16 protein-coding genes and 1 riboswitch are annotated in these 15,480 nt (G+C 66.5%); of the genes, 3 read left to right on the forward strand and 13 right to left on the reverse strand.

Translation table 11 applies throughout. The features are described from left to right. Positions 1–5 precede the first annotated feature (5 nt). The 3 genes from AC57B8_RS19720 to AC57B8_RS19730 all read right to left on the reverse strand — a co-directional run bounded on the left by AC57B8_RS19720 (position 6) and on the right by AC57B8_RS19730 (position 4,531). The gene (locus AC57B8_RS19720) at positions 6–1,628 is read right to left on the reverse strand and encodes a carboxyl transferase domain-containing protein (protein ID WP_307584289.1); all 1,623 of its coding nucleotides are present in this window, start codon (positions 1,626–1,628) and stop codon (positions 6–8) included. Beyond that, a complete protein-coding gene (locus AC57B8_RS19725; protein ID WP_095746924.1) occupies positions 1,625–3,292 on the reverse strand; it encodes an AMP-binding protein in 1,668 nt (555 codons plus the stop codon). Before AC57B8_RS19725 ends, AC57B8_RS19720 begins: the two co-directional genes overlap by 4 nt. A 66-nt stretch (positions 3,293–3,358) precedes the next feature. Then, complete coding sequence (locus tag AC57B8_RS19730; protein ID WP_056577364.1) at positions 3,359–4,531, reverse strand: isovaleryl-CoA dehydrogenase; 1,173 nt, start codon at positions 4,529–4,531, stop codon at positions 3,359–3,361. Positions 4,532–4,658: 127 nt separating this feature from the next. Here AC57B8_RS19730 and AC57B8_RS19735 point away from each other — a divergent pair, with 127 nt between their 5' ends. Further along, positions 4,659–5,699 (forward strand): AraC family transcriptional regulator ligand-binding domain-containing protein, encoded by a 1,041-nt coding sequence (locus tag AC57B8_RS19735; RefSeq protein ID WP_492737589.1) that lies wholly within the window; start codon positions 4,659–4,661, stop codon positions 5,697–5,699. A 278-nt stretch (positions 5,700–5,977) separates the two neighbouring features. Here AC57B8_RS19735 and AC57B8_RS19740 read toward each other — a convergent pair whose 3' ends face one another. The 4 genes from AC57B8_RS19740 to AC57B8_RS19755 all read right to left on the reverse strand — a co-directional run bounded on the left by AC57B8_RS19740 (position 5,978) and on the right by AC57B8_RS19755 (position 9,698). Next, entirely contained in the window at positions 5,978–6,304 is a 327-nt protein-coding gene (locus AC57B8_RS19740; RefSeq protein WP_496480504.1) for a thioredoxin family protein, read from the reverse strand. Positions 6,305–6,390: 86 nt separating this feature from the next. Further along, on the reverse strand, positions 6,391–7,083 hold the full coding sequence (locus AC57B8_RS19745; protein WP_062478714.1) for an HAD family hydrolase: 693 nt from the start codon (positions 7,081–7,083) through the stop codon (positions 6,391–6,393). 74 nt (positions 7,084–7,157) lie between these two features. After that, positions 7,158–9,041, reverse strand: a complete 1,884-nt coding sequence (gene thiC, locus AC57B8_RS19750; RefSeq protein WP_496480505.1) for a phosphomethylpyrimidine synthase ThiC — start codon at positions 9,039–9,041, stop codon at positions 7,158–7,160. Between the two features lie 92 nt (positions 9,042–9,133). Next, positions 9,134–9,239, reverse strand: a riboswitch (TPP riboswitch). A gap of 27 nt (positions 9,240–9,266) precedes the next feature. Further along, a complete protein-coding gene (locus AC57B8_RS19755) occupies positions 9,267–9,698 on the reverse strand; it encodes a YchJ family protein (protein ID WP_095746929.1) in 432 nt (143 codons plus the stop codon). 177 nt (positions 9,699–9,875) lie between these two features. On the opposite strand from AC57B8_RS19755, the gene AC57B8_RS19760 reads away from it, so the two are divergent. Next, a complete protein-coding gene (locus AC57B8_RS19760) occupies positions 9,876–10,286 on the forward strand; it encodes a hypothetical protein (RefSeq protein ID WP_496480506.1) in 411 nt (136 codons plus the stop codon). Positions 10,287–10,400: 114 nt separating this feature from the next. After that, on the forward strand, positions 10,401–10,613 hold the full coding sequence (locus AC57B8_RS19765) for a hypothetical protein (RefSeq protein WP_496480507.1): 213 nt from the start codon (positions 10,401–10,403) through the stop codon (positions 10,611–10,613). 85 nt (positions 10,614–10,698) lie between these two features. Here AC57B8_RS19765 and AC57B8_RS19770 read toward each other — a convergent pair whose 3' ends face one another. The 6 genes from AC57B8_RS19770 to AC57B8_RS19795 all read right to left on the reverse strand — a co-directional run bounded on the left by AC57B8_RS19770 (position 10,699) and on the right by AC57B8_RS19795 (position 15,472). Continuing rightward, complete coding sequence (locus AC57B8_RS19770) at positions 10,699–11,580, reverse strand: hypothetical protein (RefSeq protein WP_496480508.1); 882 nt, start codon at positions 11,578–11,580, stop codon at positions 10,699–10,701. Between the two features lie 149 nt (positions 11,581–11,729). Then, the gene (locus AC57B8_RS19775; protein WP_496480509.1) at positions 11,730–12,077 is read right to left on the reverse strand and encodes a hypothetical protein; all 348 of its coding nucleotides are present in this window, start codon (positions 12,075–12,077) and stop codon (positions 11,730–11,732) included. 128 nt (positions 12,078–12,205) lie between these two features. Next, the gene (locus tag AC57B8_RS19780) at positions 12,206–12,844 is read right to left on the reverse strand and encodes a metallophosphoesterase (RefSeq protein ID WP_496480510.1); all 639 of its coding nucleotides are present in this window, start codon (positions 12,842–12,844) and stop codon (positions 12,206–12,208) included. After that, the gene (locus tag AC57B8_RS19785) at positions 12,775–13,041 is read right to left on the reverse strand and encodes a hypothetical protein (RefSeq protein ID WP_496480511.1); all 267 of its coding nucleotides are present in this window, start codon (positions 13,039–13,041) and stop codon (positions 12,775–12,777) included. The genes AC57B8_RS19780 and AC57B8_RS19785 overlap by 70 nt, the downstream gene beginning before the upstream one ends. 12 nt (positions 13,042–13,053) lie before the next feature. Further along, entirely contained in the window at positions 13,054–14,184 is a 1,131-nt protein-coding gene (locus tag AC57B8_RS19790; RefSeq protein ID WP_095746931.1) for an acyl-CoA dehydrogenase family protein, read from the reverse strand. Between the two features lie 40 nt (positions 14,185–14,224). Then, positions 14,225–15,472, reverse strand: coding sequence for a glutamate carboxypeptidase (locus AC57B8_RS19795; protein WP_070062931.1), 1,248 nt, complete (start codon positions 15,470–15,472; stop codon positions 14,225–14,227). Positions 15,473–15,480: the final 8 nt, after the last annotated feature.

Consider the following 15,480-nt stretch of genomic DNA (forward strand, 5'->3'; position numbering starts at 1 on the left):
CCTGGTCACATGCGGAAGATGCCGAACTTGGGCTCGGGGATCGGCGCGTTGCGCGATGCGGCCAGGCCCAGTGCCAGCACGCGGCGCGTGTCGGCCGGGTCGATGATGCCGTCGTCCCACAGGCGCGCGGTGGCGTAGTAGGGGTGGCCCTGGTCTTCGTACTGCTGGCGGATCGGTGCCTTGAAGGCTTCTTCCTCGTCGGCGCTCCAGCTGCCGCCCTTCAGTTCGATGCCGTCGCGCTTCACCGTGGCCAGCACGCTCGCGGCCTGCTCGCCGCCCATGACGCTGATGCGCGCGTTGGGCCACATCCAGAGGAAGCGCGGGCTGTACGCACGGCCGCACATGCCGTAGTTGCCGGCGCCGAAGCTGCCGCCGATGATGATCGTGAACTTCGGCACGTTGGCGGTGGCCACGGCCGTCACCATCTTGGCGCCGTGGCGCGCGATGCCTTCGTTCTCGTACTTGCGGCCCACCATGAAGCCGGTGATGTTCTGCAGGAACACCAACGGGATCTTGCGCTGGCAGCACAGCTCGATGAAGTGCGCGCCCTTCTGTGCCGACTCGCTGAACAGGATGCCGTTGTTCGCGATGATGCCCACGGGCATGCCCTCGATCTCGGCGAAGCCGCAGACCAGCGTGGCGCCGAAGCGTGCCTTGAACTCGTGGAACTCGCTGCCGTCGACGATGCGCGCAATGATCTCGCGCACGTCGAAGGGCTTGCGCGTGTCGGTGGGGATCACGCCGTACAGCTCTTCGCGCGGGAAGTCGGGTGCGCGCACCGCGGCGCCTTGCGGCGTGTCGGCGGCCTTCGCGTTGAGGTTGGCCACTGCCGAGCGCGCCAGCGCCAGCGCGTGCAGGTCGTTCTGCGCCAGGTGGTCGACCACGCCCGACAGGCGCGTGTGCACGTCGCCGCCGCCCAGGTCTTCGGCCGACACGACCTCGCCGGTGGCTGCCTTCACGAGCGGCGGGCCGCCCAGGAAGATGGTGCCCTGGTTCTTCACGATGATCGATTCGTCGCTCATCGCCGGCACGTACGCGCCGCCGGCCGTGCACGAGCCCATGACCACCGCGATCTGCGGAATGCCCTGGGCGCTCATGTTGGCCTGGTTGTAGAAGATGCGGCCGAAGTGATCGCGGTCGGGAAACACCTCGTCCTGGTTCGGCAGGTTGGCGCCGCCCGAGTCCACGAGGTAGATGCAGGGCAGGCGGTTCTGCTCGGCGATCTCCTGCGCGCGCAGGTGCTTCTTGACCGTCATCGGGTAGTAGGTGCCGCCCTTCACCGTGGCGTCGTTGCACACGATCATGCAGTCCACGCCGTTCACGCGGCCGATGCCCGCGATGATGCCGGCGCCGGGCGCCGACTCGGCCCCCTTGGCATCGAGGTACATCGCATGCGCGGCCAGCGGCGCGATCTCGAGGAAGGGCGTGCCCGGGTCGAGCAGCTCGGCCACGCGGTCGCGCGGCAGCAGCTTGCCGCGCGCCGTGTGCTTGGCGCGCGCGGCCTCGCCGCCGCCCTGCTCCACCTTCGCGAACTGCTGCTGCAGGTCGTCGACCAGCGCGCGCATCGCGGCCGCATTGGCCTGGAAGTCGGCCGACCGTGCGTTGAGTTTGGTTTCGAGTTTGCTCATGCTGTCTTTTCTTGGCTGAGACCGAGCTGCTCGGTCATGGCGTCGCGGATCTTGAATTTCTGGATCTTGCCGGTCACCGTCATCGGGAACTCGGAGACGAACTGGATGTACTTGGGCACCTTGTAGTGCGCGATCTGGCCCTTGCAGAAGTCGCGGATCTCGGCGTCGGTGGCGCTCTGGCCGGGCTTGACGATGATCCAGGCGCACAGCTCTTCGCCGTACTTCTTGTCGGGCAGGCCGACCACCTGCACGTCCTGCACCTTCGGGTGGCGGTACAAAAATTCTTCGATCTCGCGCGGGTAGATGTTCTCGCCGCCGCGGATCACCAGGTCCTTGATGCGCCCGACGATGTTCACGTAGCCCTCGGCATCCATCGTGGCGAGGTCGCCGGTGTGCATCCAGCGCTCGGCGTCGATGGCCTCGCGCGTCTTGGGCTCGTCTTCCCAGTAGCCGTGCATCACCGAGTAGCCGCGCGTGCACAGCTCGCCCGACTGGCCCGGCGGCATGATCGCGCCGGTCTCGGGGTCGATGATCTTCACCTCGAGGTGCGGCTGCACGGTGCCTACCGTGGACACGCGGCGGTCCAGCGGCGTGTCGGTGCTGCTCTGGCAGCTCACGGGGCTGGTCTCGGTCATGCCGTAGGCGATGGTGATCTCGCCCAGGTGCATCTCGTTGACCACGCGCTTCATCACTTCGATGGGGCACGGCGAGCCGGCCATGATGCCGGTGCGCAAGGTCGACAGATCGAACTCCTTGAAGCGCGGATGGTCCAGCTCGGCGATGAACATCGTGGGCACGCCGTGCAGGCCCGTGCACTTCTCGGCCTGCACCGTCTCGAGCACGGTGAGCGGATCGAACCCGTCGTTCGGGTACACGATGGCCGAGCCGTGCGTGAGGCAGGCCAGGTTGCCCAGCACCATGCCGAAGCAGTGGTACAGCGGCACCGGGATGCACAGGCGGTCGGCCGGCGTGAGCTTCATGCATTCGCCGATGAAGAAGCCGTTGTTCAGGATGTTGCGGTGCGTGAGCGTTGCGCCCTTGGGGAAGCCCGTGGTGCCGCTGGTGAACTGGATGTTGATCGGGTCGGTGGCCTTCAGCGTCTTCTGCGTGGCGGCCACGCGCGCGTCGGCCGCATCGCCGCCGGCCAGCAGCTCGCTGAAGCGGCGCATGCCGGGCTGCTCGTCGCCCTGGCCGGGCTTGTCGATCCAGAAGGTGTGCTGCAGCAGCGGCAGCTTGGCCGGGCCCAGCTCGCGCAGCATGCCCAGGTAGTCGCTGGTCTTGAACTGCGCCATCGTCACCAGCGCCTTGCAGCCGACCTTGTTGAGCGCGTACTCGAGCTCGGAGGTGCGGTAGGCGGGGTTGATGTTCACGAGGATCAGGCCGACCTTGGCGGTCGCGATCTGCATCAGCACCCACGGCACGTTGTTGTGCGACCAGATGCCCACGCGGTCGCCGGGCACGAGCCCCAGGCCCAGCAGTGCGCTGGCCAGCTTGTTCGACGCGGTCTGCAGTTCGCGGTAGGTGAAGCGCTGGCCTTCGTGGCGGCTGACGAGGGCTTCGCGTTCAGGCTGCTTCTCGACCATGTCGTCGAAGAAGTCGCCGATGGCTTGCTCGATGAGGGGGACGTCCGTGGCGCCTTGGGCCAGGCTCTGCGTCAGTGGCATCGTCTTGTCTCCTTGTCTGGCGCCCTCTCCCTGCGGGGAGAGGGTGGGGTGAGGGTGTGCGGCGACTTATGCCGTTTCTGAGAACAGCTCGCGGCCGATGAGCATGCGGCGCACTTCGCTCGTGCCCGCGCCGATCTCGTACAGCTTGGCGTCGCGCCACAGCCGCTCGACCGGGAAGTCCTTGGTGTAGCCCACGCCGCCCAGCGTCTGGATCGCCTCGCCGGCCATCCAGGTTGCCTTCTCGGCCGAGTACAGGATGGCGCCCGCCGCGTCCTTGCGGAAGGTGCGCGCATGGTCGTTGCGGTCGCAGGCCTTGCCCACGGCGTACACGTAGGCGCGGGTGGCCTGCCAGGTCGAGTACATGTCAGCGATCTTGCCCTGCATCAGCTGGAACTCGCCGATGCTCTGGCCGAACTGCTGGCGCTCGTGGATGTAGGGAATCACGGCGTCCATGCAGGCGGCCATGATGCCCAGCGGGCCGCCCGAGAGCACGGCGCGCTCGTAGTCCAGGCCGCTCATCAGCACCTTGGCGCCCATGCCTTCGCCGCCGAGCACGTTCTCTTCGGGCACTTCGCAGTTGTCGAAGAACAGCGGGAAGGTGTTGGAGCCGCGCATGCCGAGCTTGTCGAGCTTGGTGCCTGCCGAAAAACCTTTGAAATTCTTTTCGACGATGAAGGCCGTCATGCCGCGCGCGCCCATCTCGGGTTCGGTCTTGGCGTAGATGACCAGCGTGTCGGCGTCGCCGCCGTTGGTGATCCACATCTTGCCGCCGTTGAGCACGTAGTAGCCGTCCTTTTTGTCGGCCTTGAGCTTCATGCTCACCACGTCGGAGCCGGCGTTGGGCTCGCTCATGGCCAGCGCGCCGACGTGCTCGCCGCTCACCAGCTTGGGCAGGTATTTCTTCTTCTGCGCGTCGCTGCCGTTGCGGTGGATCTGGTTCACGCACAGGTTGGAGTGCGCGCCGTACGACAGGCCCACCGAGGCCGAGGCGCGCGAGACTTCTTCCATGGCCACGATGTGGGCCAGGTAGCCCAGCTCGGTGCCGCCGAATTCCTCCTTCACCGTCATGCCGTGCAGGCCCAGCTCGCCGAGCTTTTGCCACAGGTCGTGCGGGAACAGGTTGTCGCGGTCGATCTCGGCGGCGCGGGGCGCGATTTCGTTGGCGGCGAAGTCCTGGATCGCGCTGCGCAGCGCGTCGATGTCGTCGCCCAGGTCGAAGTTGAGGCCGAAATCGTGCATGAGTCTTGTCTCCTCTGAAGGGGTCGGCGCGCAGGGCTGCCCGCGCGGATGGCGCTTGAAAAAACGCAGCTTACGCCTCGTGGCGCCGCAATTGGCGCCACAATGGTTGCAAATTGCGCCACGACCGATGCCCTCCACCACGTCGTCCCCCGCCTTCCTGCGACCCGCCCGCGCCGTCACGCCGATGGCCTTCGTGCGAGCCATCGTGCAAGGGTATGCCCGCTACGGCAAGGACCCGGCGCAGGCCCTGCAGGCGGCACAGATCGCGCCGCGCGAGCTGGCCCGCCCGGGCGCCCGGGTGACGGCCGCGCAGTTCGAGGCGCTGTCGGGCCACGCGATGCAGGAGCTGGACGACGAGGCGCTGGGCTGGTTCTCGCGCCGCCTGCCCTGGGGCAGCTACGGCATGCTGTGCCGCGCCTCGCTCACCTCGCCCGACCTGGGCGTGGCCATGAAACGCTGGTGCCGCCACCACCGCCTGCTGACCGAGGACATCACGCTCGCGCTGGACGTGACCGGCGGCGTGGCCACGCTGCGCATCACCGAGAACCGCCCGCTCGACCCGGCGTTCCGCGAGTTCTGCCTGGTGACGAGCCTGCGCTTCATGCACGGCTACGTGTGCTGGGCGATCGACTCGCGCATCTCGCTGCGCCAGGCCACCTTTCCGTTCGCGGCGCCGCCGCACCGCGACGCCTACCCGCTGATGTTCACGCCCGACGTGCACTTCGACGCGCCGCAGGCCAGCATCAGCTTCGACGAGCGCTACCTCGCGCTGCCGCTGCTGCGCGACGAGCGCGCGCTGCGCACCATGCTCAAGCGCGCCCTGCCGCTCACGGTGCTGCAGTACCGCCGCGACCGCCTGCTGGGCCAGCGCGTGCGCGAACTGCTGCGCGCGCGCGCCGGCGAGGCCACCACGGCGGAAGCGCTGGCGGGGCTGCTGAATGTGTCGGGGCGCACGCTGCACCGGCAGCTGCATGAAGAGGGCACCTCGCTGCAGGTGCTGAAGAACGAGGTGCGGCACGAGCTCGCGGTGGAACAGCTGCGCCGGACCACGCGGCCGATCAAGCAGGTGGCGCTGGCGGTGGGGTTTCGCAACGAGAAGAGCTTTTCGCGTGCGTTCCTGCAGTGGACGGGGCACGCGCCTCGGGATTTTCGGCAGCTGGGGTTGTAGGGCGCTGGTTCAGGGCGCGTGCACAGGCCACCGGGTACTTCCCTCCGCGAATGTCCCCCGGGCTTCGCCCTCCTCCTTGATTTCGCTGCGGGAAGCACCCAGTGTCCTGTGCACGATGGGCGCGGTCGTGGTGCTGGCCGATCAACAGCTGCACTGCCCAACGCTCACGTCGATGGGGTGCCTTGCGCAGCGAAATCAAGGAGGAGGGGCGAAGCCCCGGGGGACATTCGCGGAGCAAGGCTCCCCGTCGGCGGGAGCGTCGCCCTGAATAACGGAACTCAGGCCGGCGAATCGATCAACGCCAATGCCTCGGCGATCGACTGGCTGTCTTCCGGCCGCACCAGCTTCGCGACCTGTTGCCCGTCGCGCAGGAACACCAGCGTGGGCCACAGCCGCACGTTGAACGAACGCCCCAGCGGGCGGCCGCTGCCGTCTTCCACCTTGATGCGGCGCACGTTCGGGTACTGGGCAAAAGCCTCGGCAATGTTCGGCTGCGCGGCCTTGCAGATGCCGCACCAGTTGGTGCCGAACTCCACCACGGCCGGGCCCTGGAGCGCGTCGATCTCGCTGCGGTCGGGTTGCTCGGTCTGGTACTCGGAGGTCATGGGCAGGGTCCTTGCGAATTCGTGGGAAGGAGCGCGTGCAGGCGACGGGCGCGCCACACGCTGACGGGCGTCATTGCACCAGAAACTCAGGCCGCCTGCAGGCCGTAGCCGGCCAGCAATGCGGGCAGCCCGGTCATGTCGCTGAACACGGCCACGGCACCCGCGGCGCGCAGCGCGCCCGGGCCGCTGTGGCCCGATTCGCCCGTGCTGTAGCCGAACACCGTGGCACCGGCGGCCACGCCGGCCATTGCGCCGGTGACCGTGTCTTCGACCACCGCGCAGCGCTTCGGGTCGACACCCAGCGCTTCCGCCGCGGCCAGGTACACGTCGGGATGCGGCTTGGAACGCGGCATCTCGTGGCCGCTGAAGATGCGGCCCTCGAAGCAGTCGAGCAGGCCGACCTTGGCCAGCTGCAGCTCGACCTTGTGGCGGTCGGCGCCCGAGGCGCAGGCGATGCGGCCCTTGAGCCGCGCATGGATCTCGCGGATGGCGGCGGGCGCATGGGGAATGGCGACGAGGTCGCGGTCCAGCGCCTCGTTGCGGCGGGCGCGGAAGCCGCGCAGCCAGTCGTCGGTAATCTTGAAACCCGTCTTGGCCTCGATGAGCGCCGTCTCGTCCTTCACGGCCTTGCCGGTGAAGATGTTCATCGATTCCTCGGCCGTGAGCTGCCAGCCGAGCTCGCCGAGCATGTCGGCAAGCACGCGGTTGGTGATGGGTTCGGAATCGACGAGCACGCCGTCGCAATCGAAGAGAACGGCGGAAAAGGGGAAAGGGGTCATTGCGAGGCTGGAGTTCAGGGGTCTGGCCCCATGGTAGCAACGCCCCCTTTCCGCACGGGGAGACTCAGGCTATCTCAGGCGACGGGACGGATCGGGATGTAGATCTCGCCGCCGCCGGCCATGAATTCTTTCGACTTCTCTTCCATGCCCTCGGCCATGGCAGCCGCCTCGGCCACGCCTTTCTTGGCCGCGTATTCGCGCACTTCCTGCGTGATCTTCATCGAACAGAACTTGGGGCCGCACATCGAGCAGAAGTGCGCCACCTTGCTCGAGTCCTTCGGCAGCGTCTCGTCGTGGAATTCGCGCGCCGTGTCGGGGTCCAGGCCCAGGTTGAACTGGTCTTGCCAGCGGAACTCGAAGCGTGCCTTGCTCAGCGCGTCGTCGCGCGAGCGCGCACCCGGGTGGCCCTTGGCCACGTCGGCCGCGTGCGCGGCGATCTTGTAGGCAATGATCCCCTGCTTCACGTCGTCGCGGTCGGGCAGGCCCAGGTGCTCCTTGGGCGTCACGTAGCAGAGCATCGCCGTGCCGGCCCAACCGATCATGGCGGCGCCGATGGCGCTGGAGATGTGGTCGTAGCCCGGCGCGATGTCGATGGTCAGCGGGCCGAGCGTGTAGAACGGCGCTTCGTGGCAGTGCTTGATCTGCTCGTCCATGTTGGCCTGGATCATGTGCATCGGCACGTGGCCCGGGCCTTCGATCATGGTCTGCACGTCGTGCTTCCAGGCGATCTGCGTGAGCTCGCCCAGCGTGCGCAGCTCGGCAAACTGCGCCTCGTCGTTCGCATCGGCACCCGAGCCGGGGCGCAGGCCGTCGCCGAGCGAGAAGCTCACGTCGTAGGCCTTCATGATGTCGCAGATGTCCTCGAAGTGCGTGTAGAGGAAGCTCTCCTTGTGGTGCGCGATGCACCACTTGGCCATGATCGAGCCGCCGCGCGACACGATGCCCGTCATGCGGTCGGCCGTGAGGTGGATGAACGGCAGGCGCAGGCCCGCGTGGATGGTGAAGTAATCAACGCCCTGCTCCGCCTGCTCGATGAGCGTGTCGCGGTAGATCTCCCAGGTCAGGTCTTCGGCCACGCCGCCCACCTTTTCGAGCGCCTGGTAGATCGGCACCGTGCCGATGGGCACCGGCGAGTTGCGCACGATCCAGTCGCGCGTGGTGTGGATGTTCTTGCCGGTCGACAGGTCCATGACGTTGTCGGCGCCCCAGCGGATGGCCCACACCAGCTTCTCGACCTCTTCCTCGATGCTCGAGGTGACGGCCGAGTTGCCGATGTTGGCGTTGATCTTCACCTTGAAGTTGCGCCCGATGGCCATCGGCTCGACCTCGGGGTGGTTGATGTTCGCGGGAATGATCGCGCGGCCACGGGCCACCTCGTCGCGCACGAACTCGGGCGTGATGATGCGCGGAATGCTCGCGCCCATCGGGTTGCCCGCCACGCGCTTGGCGCGCTCCTCGTTGGCCAGGTACTCGGCCATCCACTCGCGCTTGCCGTTCTCGCGCAGGGCCACGTATTCCATCTCGGGCGTGACGATGCCGCGGCGCGCGTAGTGCATCTGCGTGACGTTGGCGCCCGACTTGGCGCGGCGCGGCGTGCGCTGCAGTGCCGAGGCACCGGCGCGCAGCTCGGCCAGGCGCTGCGCGTCGCGGTCTTCGTTCTTGGCGCCGTCGTCCAGCGCGTGGTGCGTGCGGCCTTCGTAGCTTTCGGTGTCGCCGCGCTCGATGACCCAGGCGCTGCGCACGTCGGGCAGGCCGCGGCGCACGTCGATCTCGACCTTCGGGTCGGTGTAGGGGCCCGAGGTGTCGTACAGGGAGACGGTTTCGCCGTTGGTCAGCGCCACGTCGCGCACGGGTACGCACAGGTCGGGCCGGCTGCCCGGAATGACGCACTTGTGCGAGGCGGGAAAGGGTTCGCGCGTCAGCGACAGCAGCGAGGTGAATTTGTCGGTGGCATTCATCGGGGGCACTCCTTGTTGAGGGAAAGGGTGCTCCGCAATCGCTCGATGGACCTCGGGAGGCCCGTCACCGAAAAAGGGAGTGACGGACCGAAGTCAGGGAGTGCAGCTCTTCTTACGCCGGTATGACCCGGATCAAGTTCGCGGGTCGGCAGCTTTGCCATCTCAGCACGCCACATGCGTGCACCCCGGAGCGGGGCCGATTGTGCGGGCCGAAGCCCGCCGCCGTCAACCCGGGGGCTGGTGCAGGTCGCCGTCGACGTAGAACCAGCGCTCGTCCTCGCGCACGAAGCGGCTGCGCTCGTGCAGGCGGAACGCCACGCCTGTCGCGCCGCGCTGGCGGGCGACGAACTCGACCTCGGCGTGGTCGGCATCGAGCACCGAGCGCGAGCGGATGTCCAGCCCCAGCCATTTGACGCCCGGCTCGAACTCGACCGAGGCCGGTCGCTTCGATGCGTGCCAGGTGGCGAGCAGGTAGTCGGCACGCGCCAGCACGAAGGCCGAGTAGCGCGAACGCATCAGCGATTCGGCGTCGGGCGCCGGCGTGTTCTCGAAATCGTCGAGGTAGCGCCCACAGCACAGGGCGTAGCCAATGGGCTTGTCGCGACGGTCGGTGCGGCCGCAGGGGCAGGGGCCGGGAGTGGGGTCGGTGGCGCTCATGAAGGGCTCTATTGGAACACTTGGCGCGGCGGGGGTTGAAGGTGGGGTGTGGGGGGCTTCGGGCATGCCCGCTTTGCGAAGACCTGCCGGGGCCAAAGGCGCCAGGGCCTCTTGCGCCAATGGCTTGTGTCGCTACAGTCGTCTGGCGTTTCGTTCTTTCAAGCTGAACACCAAAGCATGCTTTTGCGATTCCTCAAGCTGTTCTTCCTGCTCGCTGCGACCCTCTCCTTGGGCGTCTTCGCCTTTCTGCACGGATTCAGCGCATGGCGCGCCGGACAAATCGTTGTCACGCGACGGGGGCGCGAACCCTTTGTCGCAGCCGCCGATGGTGCATTTCCCATCACGTTCAATATGGAAGTCTGGGGATGGATGATCATCGGGGGCGCTGTTGCTCTTTGCGGCATTGCAGGCGTCGTCAAGCTCCTCATCAACACGCCGGACCAGCGACGCACGATGCTGACCCGTATGGATGGCGTCTCGCGCCGCGAGCGCAGTGACATGGACATTCCGTGGTCGATTGGGCTTGCCATCGTCGGGGCGGTTGTGGCGTTTTTTCTCTACTTGGGATTTAGGGTCCACGCGCAATAGGCTTGTCTGTCTGCAACCAGCCATGAGTGGCCTTTCATCAGCAAGAACGACGACGAACTCAGGAAAGTGTCCGCGCAGGGTTTCAAGCACTACCGCGAGACTGGCGTGCAACGGATGAGCGTGCGCAAGCTCGACGTCTCGGCGATCGACGAACTCCACGGATTCGCCCGCGTGGAATGGCGAGCGATCTACAAGGTCGATGGCGCGCAGAAGGTGATCGACTTCACCAATGTCTATCTGGTGCGGCTTGAAGGCGCCAGCGCGAAAGTGTTCGGGTGGATCACTGGCGATGAAGCTGAGGTGCTACGGCAGCATAGCATTGGGTGAGGGGCTGCCGAGGGGGCGCTTTCGGCCCGAAAGGGGCCTTTAGCTTTGAGACTCCCTCAAGCGCTCGTGCGGCGCTCCCTGTCTGCTACTTTGGGGTGTACGTCATCTTGACCGGGTAATCCTGCCATGAGAAGCCGCTCAGGGATTGCCTGCCTACTGCTTGGCCGCGAAGTGGGCCTTCCGCTGGAATCTCGAACTTGAGCCGCCGATCGTAAGACTTGCCCGGCGTCGTAGCCTTCGTATTTTCGTAAAGCATGCAGGTCTCGTAGGTGCCGAGCAACGTCGAGAGCGTATGCCTTCCACCGTAGGTAAATTCTGTCGTCAGATCGTAGATCTGCTCGGGGTCTGGCGCAGCGGGTACACCACCTTTCGGCGTGAAAACGGAAACCGCCTTCATCCGGTATTTCCGAGTGACCACCTCGTCCTTCTTCATGTTCAAGGGACGCGTGAGGGGTGGGTCGTAAACGATGGTGTCGGTCCTGGAGCCGGAAGAGTCGCTGTAGGTGAAGCGGCGGCCGTAATACACGACGTTTCCATCGACCAAGTCCGTGAACTCGGTATCGCTGAACGCAACCCGCTCAACGATGAGTCCATCTGATTTGGACGTGATGGCGATTGGCGTCACACCAGCGAATGGCTGACGTCCCTCGAGCTTGTAGTAAACCTTGTCGGCACCCAGCGCTGGCTCGAGGATCAGGTTCCGATTGAACTCCGCTTCCAGAACGGTTCCCTCACGGAAATCTGCTTCGTTGGTGCACGCGGCGGCAGTGGGCGCCTCCGGAGCGGGCGGAGAGACAGGTGGAGCAGGAGGTGGCGCTGGTGGATTACCCCCGCTTGAGGGCGGAGGTGCCACTGGCAGCAAAGGCAGGCCCCCGCCGCCGCCTCCCCCGCCTCCCCCTCCGCCGCATGCGGCAAGCATCACGGCCACACCGAGCATGACCGATATAAGACTTTTAACTCCACTCATCAAATTCTCTCCTCGCTTGTTTTGTAGTCCAAATCTTACGAGGGAAAAGTTATGCTCACGATAGTTCCGATCGCTCGGCTCATGCCAGTTCGGCAACCGTTGTTTTGATGCCCAGAGTTGCGCAGGACGCAAGCCCCAGCGAAGTGCTCCTACTCGTCCACCGCCTCGCACTGCGCTTCAATCCGCGCATGAAGCAGCCCCAGCGAGACCGCAAGAAACCGTTGCAGCGAACTGCGCTGGCATGCATCGAAAAGCGGCGCGGCGTCTGCATCAGAAGAAGCGGCGTCGCGCCGGTCCTCATCCCATTCGAGCAACTGAACCAGCGTCTGCGCGCCCTGCACCACATCGCGCGCCTCGTTGAGAAACGCCGCGTGGCTTTGCAGTGAAGGAGGGAGCCGTTCGCCTTGCACCCATTCGAAGGGTTTGAACTGAGCGGCGGAACGAGAAGACGCGCAGGAACAATCGGCGTCGGTGACTGCGTTTGAAGCATTGGCCATAGGCCTCCAAGGATTGCTACGCAGGATGTCAGCGGGACGCCAATCCCGACCTCGCTCATCACGAGGCGATGGCAATGTTCGCGGCCACCACGACGCCCGTCAAGCGCCGGCGACCGGTACGCACCACCCTACCGAAACATCACCCACTCAGGCCGCATGTTGAACCGCACCGGCAAGATGCTCACGCCAAGCCCGCTGGTCACGTACATGCGCTTGTTGTCCTTGTGCGCGATCCAGCCATAGGCCCATTCACGCGGCGCGCGCCCAGGCACCACGAGTGCGCCGTAGCCCGGCACGCTGATCTGCCCGCCATGCGTGTGCCCCGCCACCACGAGCCCCTGCGTGCGCGGCATGCCGGCGAAGCTGAAGGGGTCGTGCATCATGACCAGCGTGGCGGCGCCGGGTGGCACGCCGGCCAGGGCCTTGTCGGGCTGCGAATGGCCTGTGGAGTCGTCGCCGATGCCGACCACCCAGAGGTCGTGCCCGGGCAGGCGCGCCGAGGCGTTCTCAAGCACGCGGATGCCCTGGGCGGACAAGGCCTTGGCGGTGCGTTCGCCGTCGTGCCACCAGTCGTGGTTGCCGAGCACCGCGTACACGCCCTGCGGCGCCTTCAGGCGGCCGAGCACGGCGGCCATGGCTTCGATGGAAAAGTCTTCGTCGTCGCCGGAGCCCGCTAAAAAGTCGCCGGGCAGCAGGATCACGTCGGGCTGCGCCGCGTTGATCTGGTCGACGATGGCCGCGGCGCTGTGGCGCTGGTCACGCGCCACAGCGAGCGCGTGCTGAGGTGCCAGTCGCTGGCCACGGCGACCTTCAGACCGGCCGGGGGTTGCCACTGCGCCGAGCCCAAGGGCTCGACGCGCGCGGCCACCCAGCGCGGCTCGATGACGACGCTCCAGGCGGCCAGCGCCACGAGCGCGAGTGCCGCGGCGATCGAGCCCCAGGGTCGGCCGCGGCGTCGGCTCACGTGATCAAGCAATCACGCCAGCGCGCGTTGAATCAGCAGCTTCTGGATGTCCGACGTGCCTTCGTAGATCTGGCACACGCGCACGTCGCGGTAGATGCGCTCCAGCGGGAAGTCGTTCACGTAGCCGTAGCCGCCCAGGGTCTGGATGGCGGCGCTGCACACGCGCTCGGCCATTTCGCTGGCGAAGAGCTTGGCCATGGCGGCTTCTTTCAGGCAGGGCCGGCCGGCGTCGCGCAGGCTGGCGGCGTGCCAGATGAGCTGGCGCGCGGCTTCGATCTGCGTGGCGCAGTCGGCCAGGCGAAAGCCGACGGCCTGCTGGTCGAAGATGGCGCCGCCGAAGGCCTGGCGCTCCTTGGCGTAGGCCACGGCCACGTCGAAGGCGCTGCGGGCCATGCCCACGCTTTGCGCGGCGATGCCGATGCGCCCGCCTTCGAGTGCGCCGAGCGCGATCTTGTAGCCCTCGCCTTCGGCGCCGATGAGGTTCTCGGCCGGGATGCGGCAGCTGTCGAAGTTGATCTGCGCGGTGTCGCTGCTGTGCTGGCCGAGCTTGTCTTCCAAACGCGCGACGTTGTAGCCGGGCGCGTCGGTGGGCACGATGAACGCGCTCATGCCGCGCTTGCCGGCGCCCTTGTCGGTCACGGCGATGACGATGGCGACCTGGCCGTTCTTGCCGCTGGTGATGAACTGCTTGACGCCGTCGATCACGTAGCCGTCGCCGTCCTTGCGCGCGGTGGTGCGCAGGCTCGAGGCGTCGCTGCCGGCCTGCGGTTCGGTGAGGCAGAAGGCGCCGAGCATCTGGCCCTGGGCCAGCGGCTCGAGCCATTTCTTCTTCTGCTGCGCGTTGCCGTAGCGCATGAGGATGGCGTTGACGGGGCAGTTGGTCACGCTGATGGCGGTGCTGGTGCCGCCGTCGCCGGCCGCAATCTCTTCGAGCACGAGTGCGAGCGTGAGGTAGTCGAGGCCCGCGCCACCATGCTCCTCGGGCACGCAGATGCCGTAGGCGCCCAGTGCGGCGAGGCCCTGGTGCACTTCCTTCGGGAAGCTGTGGTCGCGGTCCCATTTGGGGGCGTTGGGCCACAACTCGGCTTGCGAAAAATCGCGCACGGCGTCGCGGATGGCTTCCTGGTCTGCGCTAAGCAGCATGGCGTTGTCTCCAGTTCTTTCTTGTCGGTGGGTGCGAGGCTTACTTGCCAGCGCCCAGGTCCATGATGAGACGCGCGGCCATGTACAGGCGGCGCGGAATGGCGCTGATGTCGACGTACTCGGCCTTGTCGCTGTGATAGCCGAAGCCGGGCAGGCCCAGGCTTTCGATCACGGGCTTGCCCGAGAGTGCCGCGTAGGCTGCGTCGGTGCCGCCGCCGGTGCGCTCTTCGACACCCACGCTGCCGCCGGCTTCCTTGTAGAAGCCCACGGCCTTGTCGACCAGCTTCTTGCCGCCCTCGCCCGCGTTGAAGGCCGGACGGCCGCGCGTGACGAGCACCTTGACGTCGGCCTCGGGCAGCTTCTTCTGCTGTGCCTTCTCTTCGAGGGTCTTCATGGCGGCGTCGAAGTCCTCGTTGCGTGCGTAGCGCACGTCGGCGTTCAGCGTGGCGCTGGCCGGGATGATGTTCGACACGTTGCCGGCCTTGGCAATGGTCCAGTTGAAGCGCAGGTTCTTCGACTTGTCGTCGATGCTCATGGTGCGCAGCACGAGGTCGGAGGCCTCGACCAGCGCGTTCACGCCCAGCTCGGGTGCGGCGCCCGCGTGCGAGGCCTTGCCGGTGATGTTGACCTGCACGTAGGCGATGCCCGAGGTGCCGAGCGACATCTTTTCGTCGCCGGCGCTGGTTGGCTCGAACGAGAGCACGTAGTCGGCCAGCTTGGCTTCTTCCTGGATCAGGTCGCGCGAGCCGAAGGAGCCTTTTTCTTCGTCGGTGTTGAACAGCACGGTGATGGTGCCGTAGTCGCGCACGCCGTAGTCCTTGAGCAGCTTGAGGGTGTGCAGGATGACGGCGTTGCCGCCCTTGTCGTCGGCGATGCCGGGGCCGTAGGCCTTGTCGCCTTCGATGCGGAACGGCGCCTTGGCGAGCGTGCCCTTGGTGTACACGGTGTCCATGTGCGACATGAGCAGCAGGTTCTTGCCGCCGCGGCCCTTGAGCTTGCCGACGATGTTGTCGCCGACCACGAGGCCGACCGACTTGCTGCGCGTGACGGTGAAGCCGAGGTTCTTGAGCTCGCCTTCGAGGTACGCGCCAGCGGCGGCCATGCCTTCGGCGTCACCGGTGCCGGTCTCGATGTTGACGAGCTTCTCGAGCGTCTTGATCACCGCCGGCTGCTCGTCGGTGGCGGCCTGGAACAGCACGTTGTCGCGCTTCTGGGCCCAGGCGCCACCTGCCACGAAGGCGGTAGCGAGCACGGCGGCAACGGCGGTACGGTGAATGGATGGGCGCATGAAATCTC

The sequence above is a fragment of the Variovorax sp. BGA-UO-ETr-C22 genome (genome assembly GCF_059567965.1).

Coding starts and splice junctions, on each gene's coding strand:
- AC57B8_RS19720 (WP_307584289.1), bottom strand. CDS start 1,628: ATGAGCAAACTCGAAACCAAACTCAACGCACGGTCGGCCGACTTCCAG.
- AC57B8_RS19725 (WP_095746924.1), bottom strand. CDS start 3,292: ATGCCACTGACGCAGAGCCTGGCCCAAGGCGCCACGGACGTCCCCCTC.
- AC57B8_RS19730 (WP_056577364.1), bottom strand. CDS start 4,531: ATGCACGATTTCGGCCTCAACTTCGACCTGGGCGACGACATCGACGCG.
- AC57B8_RS19735 (WP_492737589.1), top strand. CDS start 4,659: ATGCCCTCCACCACGTCGTCCCCCGCCTTCCTGCGACCCGCCCGCGCC.
- AC57B8_RS19740 (WP_496480504.1), bottom strand. CDS start 6,304: ATGACCTCCGAGTACCAGACCGAGCAACCCGACCGCAGCGAGATCGAC.
- AC57B8_RS19745 (WP_062478714.1), bottom strand. CDS start 7,083: ATGACCCCTTTCCCCTTTTCCGCCGTTCTCTTCGATTGCGACGGCGTG.
- thiC (WP_496480505.1), bottom strand. CDS start 9,041: ATGAATGCCACCGACAAATTCACCTCGCTGCTGTCGCTGACGCGCGAA.
- AC57B8_RS19755 (WP_095746929.1), bottom strand. CDS start 9,698: ATGAGCGCCACCGACCCCACTCCCGGCCCCTGCCCCTGCGGCCGCACC.
- AC57B8_RS19760 (WP_496480506.1), top strand. CDS start 9,876: ATGCTTTTGCGATTCCTCAAGCTGTTCTTCCTGCTCGCTGCGACCCTC.
- AC57B8_RS19765 (WP_496480507.1), top strand. CDS start 10,401: ATGAGCGTGCGCAAGCTCGACGTCTCGGCGATCGACGAACTCCACGGA.
- AC57B8_RS19770 (WP_496480508.1), bottom strand. CDS start 11,580: ATGAGTGGAGTTAAAAGTCTTATATCGGTCATGCTCGGTGTGGCCGTG.
- AC57B8_RS19775 (WP_496480509.1), bottom strand. CDS start 12,077: ATGGCCAATGCTTCAAACGCAGTCACCGACGCCGATTGTTCCTGCGCG.
- AC57B8_RS19790 (WP_095746931.1), bottom strand. CDS start 14,184: ATGCTGCTTAGCGCAGACCAGGAAGCCATCCGCGACGCCGTGCGCGAT.
- AC57B8_RS19795 (WP_070062931.1), bottom strand. CDS start 15,472: ATGCGCCCATCCATTCACCGTACCGCCGTTGCCGCCGTGCTCGCTACC.